Origin of the sequence: Pseudoteredinibacter isoporae (assembly GCF_040372805.1) — a bacterium.
GTDB lineage: Bacteria > Pseudomonadota > Gammaproteobacteria > Pseudomonadales > Cellvibrionaceae > Pseudoteredinibacter > Pseudoteredinibacter isoporae_A.
Genome location: NZ_BAABWJ010000006.1, coordinates 1 through 16,702 on the forward strand (window position 1 = coordinate 1; position 16,702 = coordinate 16,702).

The window sequence follows — 16,702 nt, forward strand, 5'->3', positions numbered from 1 at the left end:
CTTTGCATACCTCCTACACTGTTGGACAGAACAGTGCCGAAATAAAAATACTTTTCAGATAACTCTGAAATTTCCTCTAGCATATCAATTTTTTTGTTTATTATCGTTTTTTTAATATCCTTATAGTGATTTAGGGATGACACTTTGTATGTGGCCACACCACTGATTAACGCACCTAATCCAATTTTCACAGCGGTATCTACAACATCCATCCATTCAGTCGACATTTATTTTCTCCTTGTAAACTTAACATATAACTTTGAAATCGCACTGCGAGCTACTCGCTCAACGCAAAACCTATATAAAACGACAAGAACTAAGAAGCCGATAACTACCCTATATGAAAACCGTGGAGGGGTCTTGAGCAATGGCGTATAGCCAGTACGACCACGTCCTCACGCAAAAGCAGGTACTGATGTTCTAAATCAGCTATCTTACTTAGGAATAAACACAATGCGGAGCCGTTATACTAAACGGCCTAAGTTTCAAACAACCACCAATTTCAACATAGCACTCAAAAATAGAGCTCCCAATGCAACAAAATCAAATGTCGGTTTTCTTGACGGTCTAGTTTTTTCAGGCATAAAAAAAGCCCAAGCTATATCAATAACTTGGGCTTTGTATATGGCGGAGAGGGAGGGATTCGAACCCTCGATACGTTGCCGTATACACACTTTCCAGGCGTGCTCCTTCGACCACTCGGACACCTCTCCAGATGAAACGGATGGGCTCCGTTTCAAGAGGGCGCAACTTTACACAAAAGCGTTTAGGGATGCAATCTTATAGGGGCCATTTTTTAAAAAAATCAGAGGCTTGCAGTTCAGGAGCCGAGCGATTGGGGAGTTGTGGGGTCCCCATATAGACGAAGCCTACGATTTCTTCATTGTCACTCAAACCCAGGCCCTTTTTCACCAGCTCATCAAAGGCCAACTCGCCACTGCGCCAATAGGCACCGACGCCCAGCGCAAAAGCCGCCGTGATCATATTTTGCACGGAAGCGGCAGCGGCCATTAATTGCTCTTCCCTAGGCACCTTCGGGTGTGCCTGAACATTGGCAATCGCCACGTACATGCAAGGTGCTCGCAAGGGCATTCTCAGGAATCGGTCCTTCTGCCCCTCATCCAGATCTGGATTTTTCGCTTGGGCTGCCTCCAGATATAAACGTCCCAAGGCCTCCCGCCCTTCCCCTTCTATATAGAGATATCGCCAGGGTCTGAGGCAGCCGTGATCCGCCGCACGTAAGGCGGCCGCCTCTATTTCTGAGCGCTGCTCAGTGGTGGGACCAGGGGCTTGAAGTTTGCCGTGAGAGATTCGATTTTTGAGGGCGTCAAGAGCTAACATATTGTATGTATTTCAATCAGATAGAGAAGATTCTTAAAAAACACCACAATAACAGGATTTATCGCTTAATTGGGCTGTTATTGTTTAAAGAGGTGTACTACGATTCGATCAGATATACGCCATAAAGACTAAACAAGCGTAATAATGTGAAATATACTCCTATTTTACTGAGTAGATGGACCTATATCTAAGCTTTATTCGCTAAAGCCTTCCATTCCACTGACAAAAAGACGATGATAGTTGGGTTTTGTGATCTACTACACATTATCCGAGACCCAACTACAATTAACACAAGATGCCAAAGTAGTTTTCGCGCTTGATGAATAAAACAACGGACTTCACCACCGGCTCAATGGCGCCGGCCCAGGAGCTGCCTGAGTATCCCCTCTATTTCCGGATACTATTGTGCTTTTCCATGATCGGAACCCTGGCTACTGGCATTCAGTGGCCAGAGCTCGACTATGTTCGTTCAGGCGCGATTATCATTCTGCTCGCCTACCTCTATATAAGCTACATATTACAAAAACGATCTCGTGACGAAGGCAATCCTCCCCTTTCTGTCATTCTAGGTACGCTGGACAGCTTTATGATGGGTGTCTGCATTGGCATCATCAAACTCAGCCTCTTGCCGGCCATTTTGTTTTGGATACTCATTCAATTTAACGCCATCACGAGCGGCGGCCAGCAAAAGTGGTTGCGCGACAATATTGGCTATTTTCTGGGGATTGGTGCCGCCTTGCTGGTCAAAGACCCGGGTTGGTCTGTCAGCGGTCGTTTGGAAATGGGCATTGCTGGTCTGATCGGCATAGCCGCTTATTTTTGCGCGTACGGGGTTTATACCAAGAAACGGCTCGAATCTTTGGATTCCGAACACCAGAAATTGCTGAAAGAACAGACGACTCACAAACTGCGCTCCTACCAGCTTTCCCGCTATTTGCCACCGCCGGTATGGAAAGCCATTAATCGTGAAAACAGTAAGCCGCCACCGACACAACGTAAAAAGCTGACTTGCTTTTTCTCAGACATTAAAGATTTCTCTGTTTTAGCGGAAGAGCTGGAAGCGGAAACCCTAACCGATTTACTTAACAACTATCTGACTGAAATGTCCAAGATTGTTGAAGAACACGGCGGCACCATCGATAAGTTTATGGGCGATGCCATTATGGTGTTGTTCGGCGACAACGACAGCAAAGGCGCAAAGGCCGACTGCCGTCGCTGCCTCGCTATGGCCATTGCCATGCGCAAGCGCATGAAAGTCTTACAGCAACAATGGCGCAACCAAGGCATTACTCGCCCACTCAGCATCCGCATGGGCATTAATACCGGCTATTGTACCGTGGGCACCTTTGGTACGCGTCACCATCTGGATTACACCGCACTCGGTGCCCATGTGAATTTGGCCAGCCGCTTGGAATCGGCCGCTTCCCCCGGAGAAATTCTAATCACCCACGAATCCTGGGCGCTGATTAAAGACGTGGTTTTATGTCAGGACAAAGGTGAAATCACCGTAAAAGGTTTCAGCCACCCGATTAAGGTATACCAAGTTATCGATTTGCGGAAAAACCTGGGCAAGCAGCAAAACTATATCGAAGAAAACACGGAAGGTTTTGCTATGCATATGGATATGGACAAGCTGCGCAACTACGATCGCGAACGCATTATTCGAACCCTGGAAAGCGCAGTTACGACGCTCAAGGGGCAGGACATTATCAGCATCAAGAAAGACCTCTAAACAAGCCTCTCACCTCCCCTGTCCGCCCTGTTTTCAATACAGAGGCAAACCCAACAAACTACTGTCTGACCAGCCGAGCCGCAATATCAAGCGCGTCCACGTTATCATCCAGACTATGACGCAGTGGGTTAATGTCCAAACCACCACGTCGGGTATATCGCGCATACACCATTAATGATTCGGGCTTGCAGCGTGCCATGATGTCGCAGTAAATACGTTCGACGCAGTTCTCATGGAAATCCTGGTGCTCCCGATAGGAAACGATGTATCGCAATAAGCCTTCCTGGCTAATGGCTGCGCCACGGTAGCGAATAATCAACGTCGCCCAATCCGGCTGAGCTGTCACTGGACAATTCGATTTTAATAAATCGCTGTACAGTGTTTCGCTCACCAACTCACCATCAGCCTGAAGCAGGCTATCGTCTGGTGAATAGCAATCAATGGCGACATCAAGATGGTCGATGCATATTCCTCGCGGGCGCTGCACACCCACAGCGGCAAACTGATCCAGCCCTTCCAAGTCCACCAATACTCGCGCGCCAGCGGCAGCACTGAGATCAGTCTCTAAGGCCGCAATAACCTCAGAGCGATGCCCAAAGCGAGTTTGGTTAAAGGAATTCAAATACAGCTTAAAAGACTTCGATTCAATAATATTTGGAGAATCCGCAGGAATCGAAAAAACCGCAATGGCCTGCTGAGGCAGGCCTTTGGAATTGAGCCAGGAAATTTCATAGCCCGTCCAAACATCAACACCCGCGAACGGCAAACGGTCATTGTTCAATGCAAGTTCGGCACGTGCTGCTGCCCGAGGAATTGGGTCGAGCAGAGACGGCGTGTATACGGAAACGTATTCGGTATGCTTACCCAGTTGCAAATGATCCACGATAACTTCCTATTCAGTTAATGGCTGCTTATAAACAATATTTGGCGTTCAGGTCACTTAGGCACGCAGTCGCTTGCCGGCTTCCAACAGGTGCATGGAAATAGCACCCAGCACAACAATAAACGCCATGACGCCCATAAATGCGTAGTGAATTTCAATATCAGAAATGCCCAGAATACCGTAGCGAAACACGTTTACCATATACAGAATGGGGTTCAGCAATGACACCCCCTGCCAAAAGTCCGGCAGCAAGCTGATCGAATAAAACACACCACCCAGGTAGGTCAATGGCGTCAACACAAAAGTCGGCACGATAGAGATATCATCAAATGAGTTGGCGAAGACCGCGTTGATAAAGCCCATCAATGAAAACAAAACCGAAGTCAGGAAAACAATCGCAATGGTGATCGCCAGGTTTTGAACCTGCAACTTGGTAAACAATAAAGACATCAAGGTGACCAAAAAGCCAACCGCCAAACCACGCGCGACGCCGCCCATGACATAGCCAAGCAAAATGATGTAGTTCGGCGTTGGTGATACCAATATTTCTTCAATGCTGTGTTGAAATTTTGCACTGTAAAAAGAAGACACCACATTGGAATAGGAATTGGTAATCACGGACATCATAATCAAACCCGGCACCACAAACTCCATATAAGAAAAGCCGCCCATTTCACCAATACGGCTGCCAATCAAGGTGCCAAAAATGACAAAGTACAGCGACATCGTAATGACCGGCGGCAAAAGAGTCTGCACCCAGATGCGACTGAAGCGATGAATCTCTTTAAAGAGAATGGTTTGCAGGGCTACCCACTGTTGTTGCAACGTCATTATTGAGCTCCTCCTTGTTGACTCACCATGGAAACAAACAGCTCTTCCAGACGGTTTGCTTTATTTCGCATACTGAGCACTTCAATGCCCTGCTCTTGCAAAGCCATAAACACCGGGTTCAGAGACTGCCCTTTTTCCACTTCAATCTCAATGCTGTGATCTTCAAGCAGCTGACAGTTGTAGCCGTTGAGTTTGGGCACCTCGTTGAGCGCTTCTTTGGTATCCAACACAAAGTGTTCCTTGTTCAAGGTTTTTAGCAGCGCCTTAACACTGGTATTTTCGACAATTTCACCATGATTAATAATGGCGATATTGCGGCACAGGCTTTCGGCTTCTTCCAAATAATGAGTGGTCAAAATAATGGTCGTACCGGCTTCGTTGATCTCTCGCAGGAAATCCCACATGGAACGCCTCAGCTCGATATCCACACCCGCCGTTGGTTCATCCAGAATCAGCAGACGAGGCTTGTGAATCAATGCGCGTACAATCATCAAGCGTCGCTTCATTCCGCCCGACAACATTCGAGCCTGATCATTGCGTTTTTCCCAAAGACCTAACTTGCGCAGAAACTCTTCCGCGCGCTCTGCCGCCAGTTTACGCGGCATCCCATAATAACCCGCCTGATTAATGACAATACTCCATGGCGTTTCAAACTGGCTGAAGTTAAATTCTTGAGGAACCACTCCGAGCTCTTGTTTGGCCAGCGAAAATTCCCGATCGATGTCATGACCAAAAACCGATACCGATCCTTCTGATTTCAATACCAGAGAACAAATCACACCGATGGTGGTTGATTTGCCCGCGCCATTGGGGCCCAGCAGAGCGAAAAAGTCCCCTTCTTCAACCGTGAGGTCAATGCCTTTCAGTGCTTGAAAGTCATTGCCGTAGATTTTTTTCAAACCTTTAATATCTAGGGCCTTGCCCATATAAAGCTCCTTTAACTAAACCCAAGCTAAACGTTGCCAGCCCGGTTAAAAATCAAACCTAAACATTGGCCGCGAGAGGCGAACGGGTATAATGTGACACCCGGTAGGAGTCAGCCATGAATCAAAAACAATATTGTACACAACAACTGCAAAGCCTCGCCCAAGAAGTCAGTAAGCAAGCGCCTTTTGCAGACGCAAGCGAAACGCTGCCACTCAGCGAAAGCGATCAACGTTTTATCGACACCTTGCAGTTTCTCGCCGATGAGCAGACCACTCACGATGAGGAATTCTTTCAAAAAGGTCAGTGGCTGATTGGCCAATGCGTTGCGAACCAGGCCCATGTTACGGCGCTAATCCCCAGAGACCTGTTTTGGTATTTTGGCGGTGATTGTTTGCATTTCATGCCGGACGAAGAAATCAGCCAGTTCCAGCAACTTGATGAAGCCTGCCACGCCTCTGATAACAGCGATTATCAGGAAGAGCGCGCCAGAATTCTTGGCCTTCACTGAATCCAGCCAAATTCGATAAGTTATCTATATGGGGACACCGATCCCCTATTTCCACCCTGAGCTTATATTTTCTTATCCTGCGTCCATGACTTGCGGGCATAAGCTGGGTCTTTGGGCACGCACCTCAAACCTGATCAGCACAGCACTCATCTTGCAGAAAGTCGATAACCGCTTGCAGATGATCGTAGTCCGGCTGACAGTATAAGGTTCTCCCCTCACGCCTTTGTGACAGTAAGTCCGCCGATACCAAGCTGGCGACGTGATGCGACAGGGTCGAATTGGGAATATCCAACTCATCCTGCAAGGCGCCTACAGCCAACCCTTCCGGCCCAGCCTTAACCAGCCGCTTAAAGATGGCCAGCCGGGTTGGATGCCCTAACTCTTTCAACGCTTTCGCGGCAATCTCCAACTTCATGGTTCTATTTCCAGCTTCACAATATTTCGATATTACCAGAAATATCTTGACATGAGGAGGTGTGATTTTTATATTTCGACATTATTAGAAATATAGTTTTGGAGACACTCAATGACAATCACCCCCGAAATGATCAACGAAGCCGCTGGCATGTTTGTATTCCTTACCGTGGAGCTGACGATCTTGTATCTGCTGATCAGCTATGCGGTCGGCTATGTGCAAACCCGTTTACCACCAGAAAGAATTCAGAATATCTTGAGCGACCAACATGGACGCGGATATATCGCCGCGGGCTTTCTTGGCGCCATTACCCCTTTCTGCTCTTGCTCCACAATCCCGTTCCTGAAAGGTTTGCTCAGAGCACAGGCTGGCTTTGGAACCATGATGGTGTTTCTGTTCGCCAGTCCTCTGCTAAACCCGATCATTATTGGTTTATTCGCCGTGACTTTTGGGCTGCAAGTGACAGTTTTTTATTTCTTGATGGCGATGGGGGTTTCGGTGATCGGCGGCATCACATTGGAAAAGCTGGGCTTTGAGCAATACGTGAAACCTCAATCTTATGAAGAACCTGCTCCCCAGAGTTGTGGTACGGGCTGTGGCGTGAAAACAAAACCCGTTAGCGTTTGGAAAACCATCTGGCTGTCGACCTGGTCCGATTTTAAAACCGTTATCCCCTATTTAATGGGCGGCATTGCCATTGGCTCGATTATTTATGGCTTTATGCCAACAGAATTACTTGCCGATATCGCCAGCGAAGACAATCCTCTGGCCATTCCCGTCGCGGCCGTGATCGGCATTCCTCTGTACATACGCGCTGAAGCGGTAATCCCGCTGAGCGCAGCACTGGCCGCAAAAGGCATGGGACTTGGCGCGGTGATGGCTTTGATTATCGGCAGCGCCGGCGCAAGTTTGACGGAAGTGATTTTGTTAAAGTCGATTTTTAAGAACCAAATGATCATGGCATTCTTAGCGGTGATTCTAAGCATGGCCATCGGCGCCGGATTCTTATACAGCCTTATTTTTTAGTTCTTTCCTGTTTAAACGGCTTATCGATCAACATCGATTTGGCAAAGGGGCGGGCCTGCATTGCGACGCAAGTAAGGGCTCCCCCTGCTTCCTTCTCACCTAAAAACAATAAAAAGCACTCGCCTTTTATTGCCGTAATGCTTGCTCAACATGGTTTTGCAAAACACCACGCTCTTGTCAAATTGGAAGCACTCGGAGCAATTAAGCCTGCACAGCCATGTCGCTGACGGCCAGATACGCAAGACAATAGGAAAAAGCAAACCGCTTTCCAAGCAATGCTAAAATCAACATATTTTATTTGCTAAATAATCTGCAGAAGTGCAGATAAGAAGAAAAACTGGAGCGGGAAACGAGATTCGAACTCGCGACCCCAACCTTGGCAAGGTTGTGCTCTACCAACTGAGCTATTCCCGCAAATGGCGTCCCCTAGGGGAGTCGAACCCCTGTTACCGCCGTGAAAGGGCGGTGTCCTAGGCCTCTAGACGAAGGGGACGTAGGACTTTCCAAACACTGTCTGTGCCGGAAGAGCTGCGCATTCTAGAGATCTACCCTACCCCTGTCAATACTAAGTTACGGTTTTTTTAATATTTTTGAAAAACAAAGACTTAGAGGCCGATTTTTGGACTGCCCCTGTTGTGAAAGCGCCCCTGAAAAGGCACTCAACTCAGCGGCTTCAGCGGCGCCCCAGTCATTAAAGCGCTGAACAAAAGCGATGCTACTCCCGAGGCCGGCAAACGAATAACAGCAAGCCACAAGACATGATCTCGTTTCGACGCAAGCAACGTTCAACGATATTAGGTTTTGAGTAATCTGCAGAAGTGCAAATAAGAAGAAAAACTGGAGCGGGAAACGAGATTCGAACTCGCGACCCCAACCTTGGCAAGGTTGTGCTCTACCAACTGAGCTATTCCCGCAAATGGCGTCCCCTAGGGGAGTCGAACCCCTGTTACCGCCGTGAAAGGGCGGTGTCCTAGGCCTCTAGACGAAGGGGACTTAGGACCTTCAAAACGCTGTCTGCGTCAGAAGTGGGGCGCATTCTATGGAGAGAGCCCCCTGCTGTCAACCATTGATTTTAATTTTTATTGTTTTTGAAACAACGACTTAGCTCACTGGGCAATTTGCAGACAGAACGCCTATTTCAGCAACAGGCCTCACTTGAACGGCCTTAAAAACCAACCGATTTGATTACAAATGCATCACTCATGCGCTGATCTTCTACAAATACCCTATATTCGTGTGCCAAATTGGTCGGACACTCTAATTTTTTTAAAAGCTGCCGATACACTGTCTATACTTTAACAATCGGCGTGGCACCTTGTTCAACATGATTAGGGACGAACAAATGACAACAGTGCCAACGCGAAAGGAAAACCTCGGGGCCACCCCGATTAACATGTAAGACCCACCGAGAAGCGCGTATTTATGGGAGCCAATGTACCAATTATGGTCACTGCAGGAATTGTCATTGTCTTGGCAGTTCTGGCTTGCTATGCCCTATTCACCCATAGTGTTAATTCCAAACGCGAAAAGCGTCGTCTGTTTATCAATTCATTGAAAAGCCGAGCGCGAAAAATTGACGAGACCATGGCCTGCTTCCCACCCAATTATCTTGGTTCAGCCCTAACCTTGATCATTCAACAGGCCCTGGTGGTTACCTATGAAGAGTTGTGCCAGTTGCAACCCGAGGAAGAACGCCATAAGTCGATGCTTCAACAAGCCAATGAACGTTATCTCGCCCTGAGCAAGCAAAAAGGCGGAAACCAACTCAAGTCATTGAGCAATGCGCGCCAGATTACGGGCACCCGCAAAAACCTGAAGCTGCTATTGAAGTTCTTTCAACAGCTCGGGCAGAAAGGCGCGCTGAATCATGCCAAAGCCAGTGAAGCCCGAACCATTATCAAAAACAAAATGGCATTGCTGGCCGCCGATGAACACGACATTTTAGCTCGCGGCGCCCTAACCAACGGCAAACATCAATTGGCCGCACACTACTTCACCCAGGCCAATACCGTGTTGAGCAAATACAATAGCGACCAGGTATTCAACGAAAACATTCGTAACCATCAGGAATGGATTAAAAGCGCCAGTGATATGGCGAAAGCCGAACAGGCACGAATCAAAGCTGAAAAAGAAGCGATGGAAGCCGAATCCAAGAAGTGGGATGACGGCGATTGGAAGAAAAAGAATTTTTACGATTAGCCGGCGCGAACGCCGGCCTTCTATTTACCGGGTTTTGGCAACCCGGCGGCAAATCACTCTAACGCTGCATTGCGTCCATAAACGCCTGAATACGCTTGGCGTTTGCGCCCAAATCACTCACACCTACACGAGACGCTGAACGCATATCCAATACACTGCCGCTGGCACTGGGTTCAATGCGAATAATCACATCGTCTTTAAAACCAAAGACCGCGCTCTCAACCAATGCTTCAATGTGACCGGTTTTTGCGTCTTCCCACTGCACCGCCCAACCCATATTCTCAACGACCTGCTTGGCTTTGTTAAAAGTGTCCGCAGGGCTTGAACTTAAACGTAGAGGTTTAATGTGCGGATAGCTTTTTGCCTGAATATCAGGAAGCTCTTCGGAGTTGTAATCAATGGAGTTATCACTTTCACTGCGCTCCACCAAAGCAGAAACAAACAGTGGCGGTCGAGACGTATCGGTACTGATGTCATGAATCGGCGGCACCGAAAAGGCCGCCAGGCCGACGGTCCCCATAATCGCTAACAGAGGCAGTGCACCAATAACAACGGCAATCAAACTGCTGTTTCGCAGGCTGCTGTTTTTGGCAAACAAGGTGTACAGGACAACCAGCAAGGCCAAGACACCCAAAGCAGAAACGATCAACATCAACAGGGCCGAACCTAGAAAACCTTTACCGAGATCCAAGGCGCCACTGCGGTAGGCAAGTATCAACAGAGGCACGATGCCCAGCAAGACTACCTGCAATCTGATCAGCCATATCGTCCAGGGTTTTTTAGGGCTTGAAGTGTTCATAAATTACCTTTTCACTGTGTACTATGTATTGTTTTAAATTTTGAATGCTTGGCAATTCTAATGCGTAGGTTCGTTAACACATCAGTCTCGCGAGTATCTTCTTAGTCGAATCACTAATTCACGTTAGCGGTGAAAGAAATGATTCGGCTGATATGTGCCATGGGCAAACCACTTTCTTCCTGCCACTGATTAAAGGCTTGCTGGGCCTGGCGAATGTCTCTTTGGGCTGTGGGCTTTTTATCCAGCACTTCCTGGGATATAAGACTCGCTACAACATCGTCCGTCAAGACAAATGTATCTCGCCCGACCATACGTAAGAAACGCGGCGCGGATAAACCGCCTAACTGTGCGCCTTTTTTCTTTAACATAAACCAAAGCTCACACAGAGCCTCCGATGGCCACTCCGCGAGAAATGTGCCAAAGCCGCCAAACTCCTGGCTGATTTCACGAACCATTTGCGCGTTGCTGCGAATGGAGCGTATCTTGCCAAAATGGCGAATGATGTCTTTATTGTGCATTTGTGCTTCCAGATCCTCATCGCTCATCATTAAGACATCGTAAGGATCAAAGTCGTGGAAAGCTTTTTCAAAGGCAGGCCATTTTCGATCGACCAGTTCATGTTTTAAACCGGCGCGAAAAACCCGCAAGCTCATCATCGATAAATAGTAGGCATCGTCCTTCGCCTTGAGTTGTTTGGCAGAAGCCACTTTCGGTAGTAACTTTTTAACCTCAGCCGAACCCCCTTTGTGCAGTTCGGCTGTCGCCAGAATATCGGCAAATGCAAGCATCAATCTTCCTCTTTAAATCGAATCGATAGGGAATTTATACAATAGCGGAGCCCATTGGGCGCCGGGCCATCAGTGAACACATGACCGAGGTGGCTGGCGCATTTTCGACAATGCACTTCGGTACGAACCATACCGTGGCTGCGATCCATCTGTTCTTCTACCGCCTTGCGGTCACTGGGCGCCGTAAAGCTGGGCCAACCACAGCCGGAATCGTATTTGGCCTCAGATTCAAACAGCGCTTCACCACAGCAGCGACACAAATATTGGCCTTCTTCTTTATGATTCCAGTATTCGCCAGTAAATGCTCGCTCGGTACCCTGCTCTCGGCAGACATGAAATTCGTCATCACTCAGCTTATTACGCCAATATTCGTGGTTTTTTAAATCATCCGTCATAATCAGCCTCTTATTTAGCCCGAGCGCCCATAGAATCGTTTTAATTCCAGGCAACAAGCCCTAGAATACCAGACCTTAACAAAACAAGGGCCTGCTTGCAGGTCTAATAAAAGTACAACACCAGCAAAAGCACTACATCATGTACACCATAGAAAAGTCCGACAAGTTACACGGGGTCTGCTACGACATCAGAGGCCCAGTGCTCGAACATGCTCAACGCATGGAAGAAGATGGCAGCCGAATCCTGAAGTTAAACATTGGCAATCCAGCGCCCTTCGATTTTGCCGCGCCAGACGAAATTATTAAAGACGTCATCCTGAACCTAAGTGAAGCCGAGGGTTATACCCACTCCAAAGGCCTGTTTGCAGCACGTAAGGCCATTATGCAGGAATGTCAGAAGCTCGAAATCCCAGGTGTGGAGATTGAGGACATTTACATCGGTAATGGTGTCAGTGAACTGATCGCGATGGCGACCCAGGCCCTATTGAATGATGGTGACGAAATCCTGGTGCCCGCTCCCGATTACCCATTGTGGACGGCTGCGGTCGGACTCGGTGGCGGTAAGCCCGTTCACTATCTCTGTGATGAACAATCCGACTGGCAACCTGCTCTCGATGATATCCGCAACAAGATCACCGATCGCACGCGAGCCCTGGTCATCATCAATCCAAATAACCCTACCGGCGCGGTTTACAGTGAGGCCATGCTGGAAGCGCTTGTACAGATAGCCCGAGACCACAATCTCGTGCTCTTTGCTGATGAGATATACAGCAAGATCCTGTACGAGGAGGCGAGTTTCACTCCTCTGGGCCGTTTAGCTCAGGATGTTGTCTGCATCAGCTTTAATGGCTTGTCCAAATCTTATCGTCTCGCCGGCTTCCGCTGTGGCTGGATGATTATTTCCGGGGCTAAACACCTGGCAAAAGGCTATCGTGAAGGCTTGGATATGCTGGCATCCATGCGCCTGTGCGCCAATGTGCCTGCCATGTTCGCGGTTCAGACTGCTCTTGGCGGCTACCAGAGCATCAATGAATTAATTCTGCCCGGCGGGCGCTTACTCGAACAGCGCAATGTCGGCTATGACGCCATTACGCAGATTCCGGGGATTTCCTGTGTGAAACCCAAAGGGGCACTTTACCTGTTCCCCAAAATTGATCTGGATATCCACAAGATCCGCGATGACGAGCAGATGGTGCTGGATTTTCTGCGCCAGCAAAAAGTGCTTTTGGTTCAAGGTACCGCCTTTAACTGGCCAACGCCGGACCATTTCCGCATTGTGTTTCTGCCACGTACGGAAGAACTTCACGACGCCATTGATCGCTTTGCGCAGTTTATTGAACACTACCGCCAATAACGAGTGAACCAAAAGAAGGAAGAAGCAGCGTATGGGTGATCTACATATCGATGATTTCTATCGAGACAGTGCGCGCATCCTGCTTCAACTTTATCGTCACTTTCCCAGACGCGAGCTCATTTACACTGAGGACATTGCCGGACCAGATACGCCAGATGATTTCGGCTTACCCAGTGATCGCCACCAAGCCTGCTTCGCCACGATGCTCTGGCTCGCCGAAAACGATTACCTGAGTTATGACAGCACCATCGCACAGGAAGCGCTGGATCAAGCGGTATTGAACCAGCGTGGTTTCAATCTGTTGGCCTCATTGGAGAATCAGAGCGAATACCTGGCCGAAGAAGCAAGCCAGGAAGAAACAAATCAGGAAGCAAACAGTCCGACCGAGCCTATCACCCGAAGCCAGCTGCTACGATACAAACTGAAGCGTGAAAGCTCCACCCGCTTGAACCACTACATGCGGCACCTGTTAACGCTTTAAAGCCGTGACCTGCAGACCAGCCCCTAAGAGCGCGAGTCTTGCCATTCACCGGTATAACGATAATGAAACAGCTTTAACTGCTGATCTTTATTGCGATCTGGAAAATCTTCACAGGGCTCAAGGCGCCCAAGCAAAATACAGTCCGGACATTCCTGCACAATCAGTTCAGAGATAAATTCCTCGCCGAGCTCAGGGGCATTGAGGCATAACAAAATATCGGCTCCCTTCTCCGCCAATTGTGGAATTCGGCGGATTAATTTGGCGTAATCCTGCTTTGCCACAAAGCTGCCGCGCTGAAAAGACGGTGGATCAAACACCAACACCCCATAAGGACCAGGGCGACGAATACGCCCCCAGGATTTCAAAATATTTTCGGCCAGAAATCGGCTTTTGCAATTTGCCACTTCCGCGACGCCCATATTCAACTGGTGATTTTTTTGCCCCTGCTTCAAGGCGCCTCTGGCCATATCCACATTCACCACTTCATGTGCCCCCGCCGCGGCCGCAACAACACTGAATGCGCAGGTGTAAGAAAACAGGTTCAATACCTTCCGCCCTTTTGCACACTGTTCAATCCAGTTGCGTCCGGGCTCCATGTCCAGAAAAAAGCCACTGTTTTGACGCCCGCCCAATTGAACCTGAAATCTTAACTCTCCTCGCTGGGCAAACAGTGGGGCATCCACATCAAATTCGGGATGCGTATACAGCCATTCACTCGGCGCACCCTGTTGAAAACGATACGAGACTCCAATCGCTTGAATACCCTCCGCGTCTGCCACAGGGCGCAATCGTTCGCACAGCTTCGCCAGGAAGCCATCTTCCGGCTCGGCAAAACACGTTAGCCAGAGCACCGGGGCATAATAATCAATCACCAGCCATTCCAGGCCCGGATAACATTGGCCACGACCATGAAAGAGACGTCGCGAGTCACTTGAGTGCAACACGCCCGCTTCTCGTTTGCTCTGAAGATGTTGTTCCAACTGTTCAATCAATTGTTCTGCTTGTGCACTCGAACCCACGGTCTGCCTCAATGTTGGTGAAAAATAGTCGGGATGTTGACTGGATAGAGATTGTATGTCGGACTACAAACCACAGCTTATTGGATAATAAATGGTGTCTCGATAACCGGTGGTTACGGGCACATGTCCGCTCAGCGCGCGATCCAGTTCGGCATCGTTACTGTCAACCAACAGGGGGCGCTGCTCCAGTTCCTTAATCTTTGTTTTCGTTGCCACAACCCATAAGTTGTCCTGACCGAGCATTCGGAGCACATTGGGGCTCAGCTGTTGATTGCCCCGCCCCAGTAAGTGCCCTTGCCCACCTATTGCGGTAATAATGGCGGTGCACTGGTCGGTATGTTGCTCCAGAAACGCTTCCAGGTAAGACGCGTTTACGTCGGTTGCGAGTAACTCACCCTGGTGCAGCACATCAAAGCCCAGTAAAGTGCCCTCCAGCTGAAGTTCATCCAATATGGCCTTGGGCGTACTCCCCGGCCCGATCAGGTAATAACGCTCGTCGTCCAATCGTTCGACAATATCTGCGGCAATATCCGCCAGTACCAATTCCTCAACTTCACGCCCGGAATTTTTGGTTTGCTGAACAAAATGGCCAACTTCAGGCACCCACAATTCACCATAGTATTTGGAACGCACCTGACCTTGGCGGAACAGTGATTCATCAATATCACGAACCTCTTGTTCGCGAAGATCCACCAAACCATTTTTTAACAGCAGCTGAAGAACTTCGGCCGCCGACTCAGGATTAATCGCAAATACCGCCGAGTGCATTTTCACCCCCGCCGGAATGCCCAAACACACTTGTTCACGATGCTCACTCGACAGACCATTGACCATATTGCGCGCAGTACCATCACCACCAACGAACAGCAGTAAATCGATACCTGATTCCGCCAACTCATGCGCCAGGCGTTCACTGTCTTCGGCAGAGGTATACGACTCACCAGATAAGGTTCCGACCACTGTAACATCGGCAAACCCCATATCCTGCAACAGATCAGCGCCCATCACACCCGGCGCAGCTAAAAGACTCAGGCGGTCCTGCTGAGTCAGCAGAGGGGCCAACGCGCGCTTGGCCCGCGCCATTGAGCGACTGTTACGGGCCCGCAAATCGTCACTGATATCGTCACTGCCTTTCAGACCCTCTGGTCCACCAAGACCAGCATAGGGATTTAACAAAAAGGCCAAACGAAACCGAGGAGTTGATGAAGAGCTTGAATGAGTCATTAACAATACAACCGAGATAAAACGTATTTACAGATTGGAATCCAGATAGGAGTCATCATCGTAAGTCCGCACCAGATGCGGGTAAAAAACAATCAGCACCGAGGTCATTGCGCCGTTGATAAAACCTTCAGGAAACAACATCAGTGCGTATAGATGTGCGTACTGAGCCAGCATTGCCCACTGGGCATCGGCCTGCAGTATATAAAACAACAAGGCCGAGCAACACAGCACGGCCAGCAGCGACAGCATTGCGCCAACAAAACCCCCACCCAGCATGAAGATAAACACATTGCGTACCCGCATGCGCTCGAGCCCCCAGATAAAACCGGCACTCACCGTCGCAGGCACAATAACATTCAGCAACAACTCAACAGGGAACTGCACACCCAGTCGCCCCAGCAGCACAGCATTAATAAGCAAGGCGAAGGCACCTGCCACCACAGCCAGATGCCATCCAAACACCAGAGTTAAGGTCGTTACCGCCAGAGGATGAAACGCCAGAACATCCAGGACATTCACCTGCAGCAACCAAAAAAACGCCAGACCAAGAGTGGCTCCATACCAGGCGTGCTGGCGCTGATTCAACGCAGCCAACTGTCCCCACGGGGCTTTAAGAGCGGCAACAAACACAATAAGAGCGGCAACAAGACAGAGGCTCCAGTAGATTGAGTTTTGTTCAGGGGGGATCAGCAAAAACATGGCGCTATTGTCACTCTTTTGCCGCTATGGGCGCAATCCGAAAGCGTATTTTTAAACGGGCCTGCCCCACTTTTAACGGCT

At 49.0% G+C, this 16,702-nt stretch carries 17 protein-coding genes, 5 tRNA genes and 1 pseudogene; 6 read left to right on the top strand and 17 right to left on the bottom strand.

Features of this window, described 5'->3' with window-relative positions; translation table 11 throughout:
• The 3 genes and pseudogenes from ABWW03_RS12640 to ABWW03_RS12650 form a co-directional block, all read right to left on the bottom strand.
• A pseudogene (locus ABWW03_RS12640) lies at window positions 1–227 on the bottom strand (hypothetical protein); the annotation flags it as partial.
• Window positions 228–625: 398 nt separating this feature from the next.
• Window positions 626–713, bottom strand: a tRNA-Ser gene (locus tag ABWW03_RS12645).
• A 67-nt stretch (window positions 714–780) separates the two neighbouring features.
• Window positions 781–1,341, bottom strand: a complete 561-nt coding sequence (locus tag ABWW03_RS12650; protein WP_353408701.1) for a nitroreductase family protein — start codon at window positions 1,339–1,341, stop codon at window positions 781–783.
• 319 nt (window positions 1,342–1,660) lie between these two features.
• On the opposite strand from ABWW03_RS12650, the gene ABWW03_RS12655 reads away from it, so the two are divergent.
• Entirely contained in the window at window positions 1,661–3,073 is a 1,413-nt protein-coding gene (locus ABWW03_RS12655; protein ID WP_353408702.1) for an adenylate/guanylate cyclase domain-containing protein, read from the top strand.
• Between the two features lie 58 nt (window positions 3,074–3,131).
• Here ABWW03_RS12655 and queF read toward each other — a convergent pair whose 3' ends face one another.
• Genes queF through ABWW03_RS12670 form a run of 3 tightly spaced genes read right to left on the bottom strand, consistent with a single transcriptional unit; the run spans window position 3,132 to window position 5,713 of the window.
• A complete protein-coding gene (gene queF / locus ABWW03_RS12660) occupies window positions 3,132–3,959 on the bottom strand; it encodes an NADPH-dependent 7-cyano-7-deazaguanine reductase QueF (protein ID WP_435372762.1) in 828 nt (275 codons plus the stop codon).
• A gap of 54 nt (window positions 3,960–4,013) precedes the next feature.
• Entirely contained in the window at window positions 4,014–4,787 is a 774-nt protein-coding gene (locus ABWW03_RS12665; protein ID WP_353408704.1) for an ABC transporter permease, read from the bottom strand.
• Complete coding sequence (locus ABWW03_RS12670; protein ID WP_353408705.1) at window positions 4,787–5,713, bottom strand: ABC transporter ATP-binding protein; 927 nt, start codon at window positions 5,711–5,713, stop codon at window positions 4,787–4,789. Before ABWW03_RS12670 ends, ABWW03_RS12665 begins: the two co-directional genes overlap by 1 nt.
• Window positions 5,714–5,829: 116 nt before the next feature.
• Between ABWW03_RS12670 and ABWW03_RS12675 the strand changes: the two genes are divergently transcribed.
• Window positions 5,830–6,222 (top strand): PA2817 family protein, encoded by a 393-nt coding sequence (locus ABWW03_RS12675; RefSeq protein WP_353408706.1) that lies wholly within the window; start codon window positions 5,830–5,832, stop codon window positions 6,220–6,222.
• Between the two features lie 124 nt (window positions 6,223–6,346).
• On the opposite strand, the gene ABWW03_RS12680 is transcribed toward ABWW03_RS12675, so the two are convergent.
• Window positions 6,347–6,637: an ArsR/SmtB family transcription factor gene (locus ABWW03_RS12680; protein WP_353408707.1), complete on the bottom strand. Its 291-nt coding sequence runs from the start codon at window positions 6,635–6,637 to the stop codon at window positions 6,347–6,349.
• Between the two features lie 111 nt (window positions 6,638–6,748).
• Between ABWW03_RS12680 and ABWW03_RS12685 the strand changes: the two genes are divergently transcribed.
• Window positions 6,749–7,663: a permease gene (locus ABWW03_RS12685; RefSeq protein ID WP_353408708.1), complete on the top strand. Its 915-nt coding sequence runs from the start codon at window positions 6,749–6,751 to the stop codon at window positions 7,661–7,663.
• 338 nt (window positions 7,664–8,001) lie between these two features.
• On the opposite strand, the gene ABWW03_RS12690 is transcribed toward ABWW03_RS12685, so the two are convergent.
• From ABWW03_RS12690 to ABWW03_RS12705, 4 genes are all read right to left on the bottom strand, one after another.
• A tRNA-Gly gene (locus ABWW03_RS12690) sits at window positions 8,002–8,077 on the bottom strand.
• Window positions 8,078–8,080: 3 nt separating this feature from the next.
• Window positions 8,081–8,156 (bottom strand) — tRNA-Glu (locus tag ABWW03_RS12695).
• A gap of 345 nt (window positions 8,157–8,501) precedes the next feature.
• A tRNA-Gly gene (locus tag ABWW03_RS12700) sits at window positions 8,502–8,577 on the bottom strand.
• A 3-nt stretch (window positions 8,578–8,580) separates the two neighbouring features.
• Window positions 8,581–8,656 (bottom strand) — tRNA-Glu (locus tag ABWW03_RS12705).
• Between the two features lie 429 nt (window positions 8,657–9,085).
• Here ABWW03_RS12705 and ABWW03_RS12710 point away from each other — a divergent pair.
• Complete coding sequence (locus ABWW03_RS12710; protein ID WP_353408709.1) at window positions 9,086–9,862, top strand: hypothetical protein; 777 nt, start codon at window positions 9,086–9,088, stop codon at window positions 9,860–9,862.
• 58 nt (window positions 9,863–9,920) lie between these two features.
• Here the strand turns inward: ABWW03_RS12710 and ABWW03_RS12715 are convergent, their stop codons facing one another.
• The 3 genes from ABWW03_RS12715 to msrB form a co-directional block, all read right to left on the bottom strand.
• The gene (locus ABWW03_RS12715) at window positions 9,921–10,661 is read right to left on the bottom strand and encodes a DUF1499 domain-containing protein (RefSeq protein WP_353408710.1); all 741 of its coding nucleotides are present in this window, start codon (window positions 10,659–10,661) and stop codon (window positions 9,921–9,923) included.
• Between the two features lie 113 nt (window positions 10,662–10,774).
• Complete coding sequence (locus tag ABWW03_RS12720; RefSeq protein WP_353408711.1) at window positions 10,775–11,449, bottom strand: DNA-3-methyladenine glycosylase I; 675 nt, start codon at window positions 11,447–11,449, stop codon at window positions 10,775–10,777.
• Window positions 11,449–11,844: a peptide-methionine (R)-S-oxide reductase MsrB gene (msrB, locus tag ABWW03_RS12725; protein ID WP_353408712.1), complete on the bottom strand. Its 396-nt coding sequence runs from the start codon at window positions 11,842–11,844 to the stop codon at window positions 11,449–11,451. The genes ABWW03_RS12720 and msrB overlap by 1 nt, the downstream gene beginning before the upstream one ends.
• 139 nt (window positions 11,845–11,983) lie before the next feature.
• Here msrB and ABWW03_RS12730 point away from each other — a divergent pair, with 139 nt between their 5' ends.
• Entirely contained in the window at window positions 11,984–13,198 is a 1,215-nt protein-coding gene (locus tag ABWW03_RS12730) for a pyridoxal phosphate-dependent aminotransferase (RefSeq protein WP_353408713.1), read from the top strand.
• Between the two features lie 31 nt (window positions 13,199–13,229).
• Window positions 13,230–13,679 carry a hypothetical protein gene (locus ABWW03_RS12735; protein ID WP_353408714.1) on the top strand — a complete coding sequence of 150 codons (450 nt, stop codon included), beginning with the start codon at window positions 13,230–13,232 and terminating at the stop codon, window positions 13,677–13,679.
• 23 nt (window positions 13,680–13,702) lie between these two features.
• On the opposite strand, the gene ABWW03_RS12740 is transcribed toward ABWW03_RS12735, so the two are convergent.
• From ABWW03_RS12740 to ABWW03_RS12750, 3 genes are all read right to left on the bottom strand, one after another.
• Window positions 13,703–14,698, bottom strand: coding sequence for a class I SAM-dependent methyltransferase (locus tag ABWW03_RS12740; protein ID WP_353408715.1), 996 nt, complete (start codon window positions 14,696–14,698; stop codon window positions 13,703–13,705).
• A 63-nt stretch (window positions 14,699–14,761) separates the two neighbouring features.
• Window positions 14,762–15,922 carry an ATP-NAD kinase family protein gene (locus ABWW03_RS12745; protein WP_353408716.1) on the bottom strand — a complete coding sequence of 387 codons (1,161 nt, stop codon included), beginning with the start codon at window positions 15,920–15,922 and terminating at the stop codon, window positions 14,762–14,764.
• 27 nt (window positions 15,923–15,949) lie between these two features.
• Complete coding sequence (locus ABWW03_RS12750) at window positions 15,950–16,621, bottom strand: energy-coupling factor ABC transporter permease (RefSeq protein ID WP_353408717.1); 672 nt, start codon at window positions 16,619–16,621, stop codon at window positions 15,950–15,952.
• Window positions 16,622–16,702: the final 81 nt, after the last annotated feature.

Excerpts from the sequence above, each read along its gene's own strand:
- ABWW03_RS12685 (WP_353408708.1), top strand. The coding sequence starts at position 6,749 with ATGACAATCACCCCCGAAATGATCAACGAAGCCGCTGGCATGTTTGTA.
- ABWW03_RS12670 (WP_353408705.1), bottom strand. The coding sequence starts at position 5,713 with ATGGGCAAGGCCCTAGATATTAAAGGTTTGAAAAAAATCTACGGCAAT.
- ABWW03_RS12655 (WP_353408702.1), top strand. The coding sequence starts at position 1,661 with ATGAATAAAACAACGGACTTCACCACCGGCTCAATGGCGCCGGCCCAG.
- ABWW03_RS12750 (WP_353408717.1), bottom strand. The coding sequence starts at position 16,621 with ATGTTTTTGCTGATCCCCCCTGAACAAAACTCAATCTACTGGAGCCTC.
- ABWW03_RS12665 (WP_353408704.1), bottom strand. The coding sequence starts at position 4,787 with ATGACGTTGCAACAACAGTGGGTAGCCCTGCAAACCATTCTCTTTAAA.
- ABWW03_RS12680 (WP_353408707.1), bottom strand. The coding sequence starts at position 6,637 with ATGAAGTTGGAGATTGCCGCGAAAGCGTTGAAAGAGTTAGGGCATCCA.
- ABWW03_RS12745 (WP_353408716.1), bottom strand. The coding sequence starts at position 15,922 with ATGACTCATTCAAGCTCTTCATCAACTCCTCGGTTTCGTTTGGCCTTT.
- ABWW03_RS12715 (WP_353408710.1), bottom strand. The coding sequence starts at position 10,661 with ATGAACACTTCAAGCCCTAAAAAACCCTGGACGATATGGCTGATCAGA.
- ABWW03_RS12735 (WP_353408714.1), top strand. The coding sequence starts at position 13,230 with ATGGGTGATCTACATATCGATGATTTCTATCGAGACAGTGCGCGCATC.
- ABWW03_RS12675 (WP_353408706.1), top strand. The coding sequence starts at position 5,830 with ATGAATCAAAAACAATATTGTACACAACAACTGCAAAGCCTCGCCCAA.
- ABWW03_RS12710 (WP_353408709.1), top strand. The coding sequence starts at position 9,086 with ATGGGAGCCAATGTACCAATTATGGTCACTGCAGGAATTGTCATTGTC.
- ABWW03_RS12650 (WP_353408701.1), bottom strand. The coding sequence starts at position 1,341 with ATGTTAGCTCTTGACGCCCTCAAAAATCGAATCTCTCACGGCAAACTT.
- ABWW03_RS12730 (WP_353408713.1), top strand. The coding sequence starts at position 11,984 with ATGTACACCATAGAAAAGTCCGACAAGTTACACGGGGTCTGCTACGAC.
- msrB (WP_353408712.1), bottom strand. The coding sequence starts at position 11,844 with ATGACGGATGATTTAAAAAACCACGAATATTGGCGTAATAAGCTGAGT.
- ABWW03_RS12720 (WP_353408711.1), bottom strand. The coding sequence starts at position 11,449 with ATGCTTGCATTTGCCGATATTCTGGCGACAGCCGAACTGCACAAAGGG.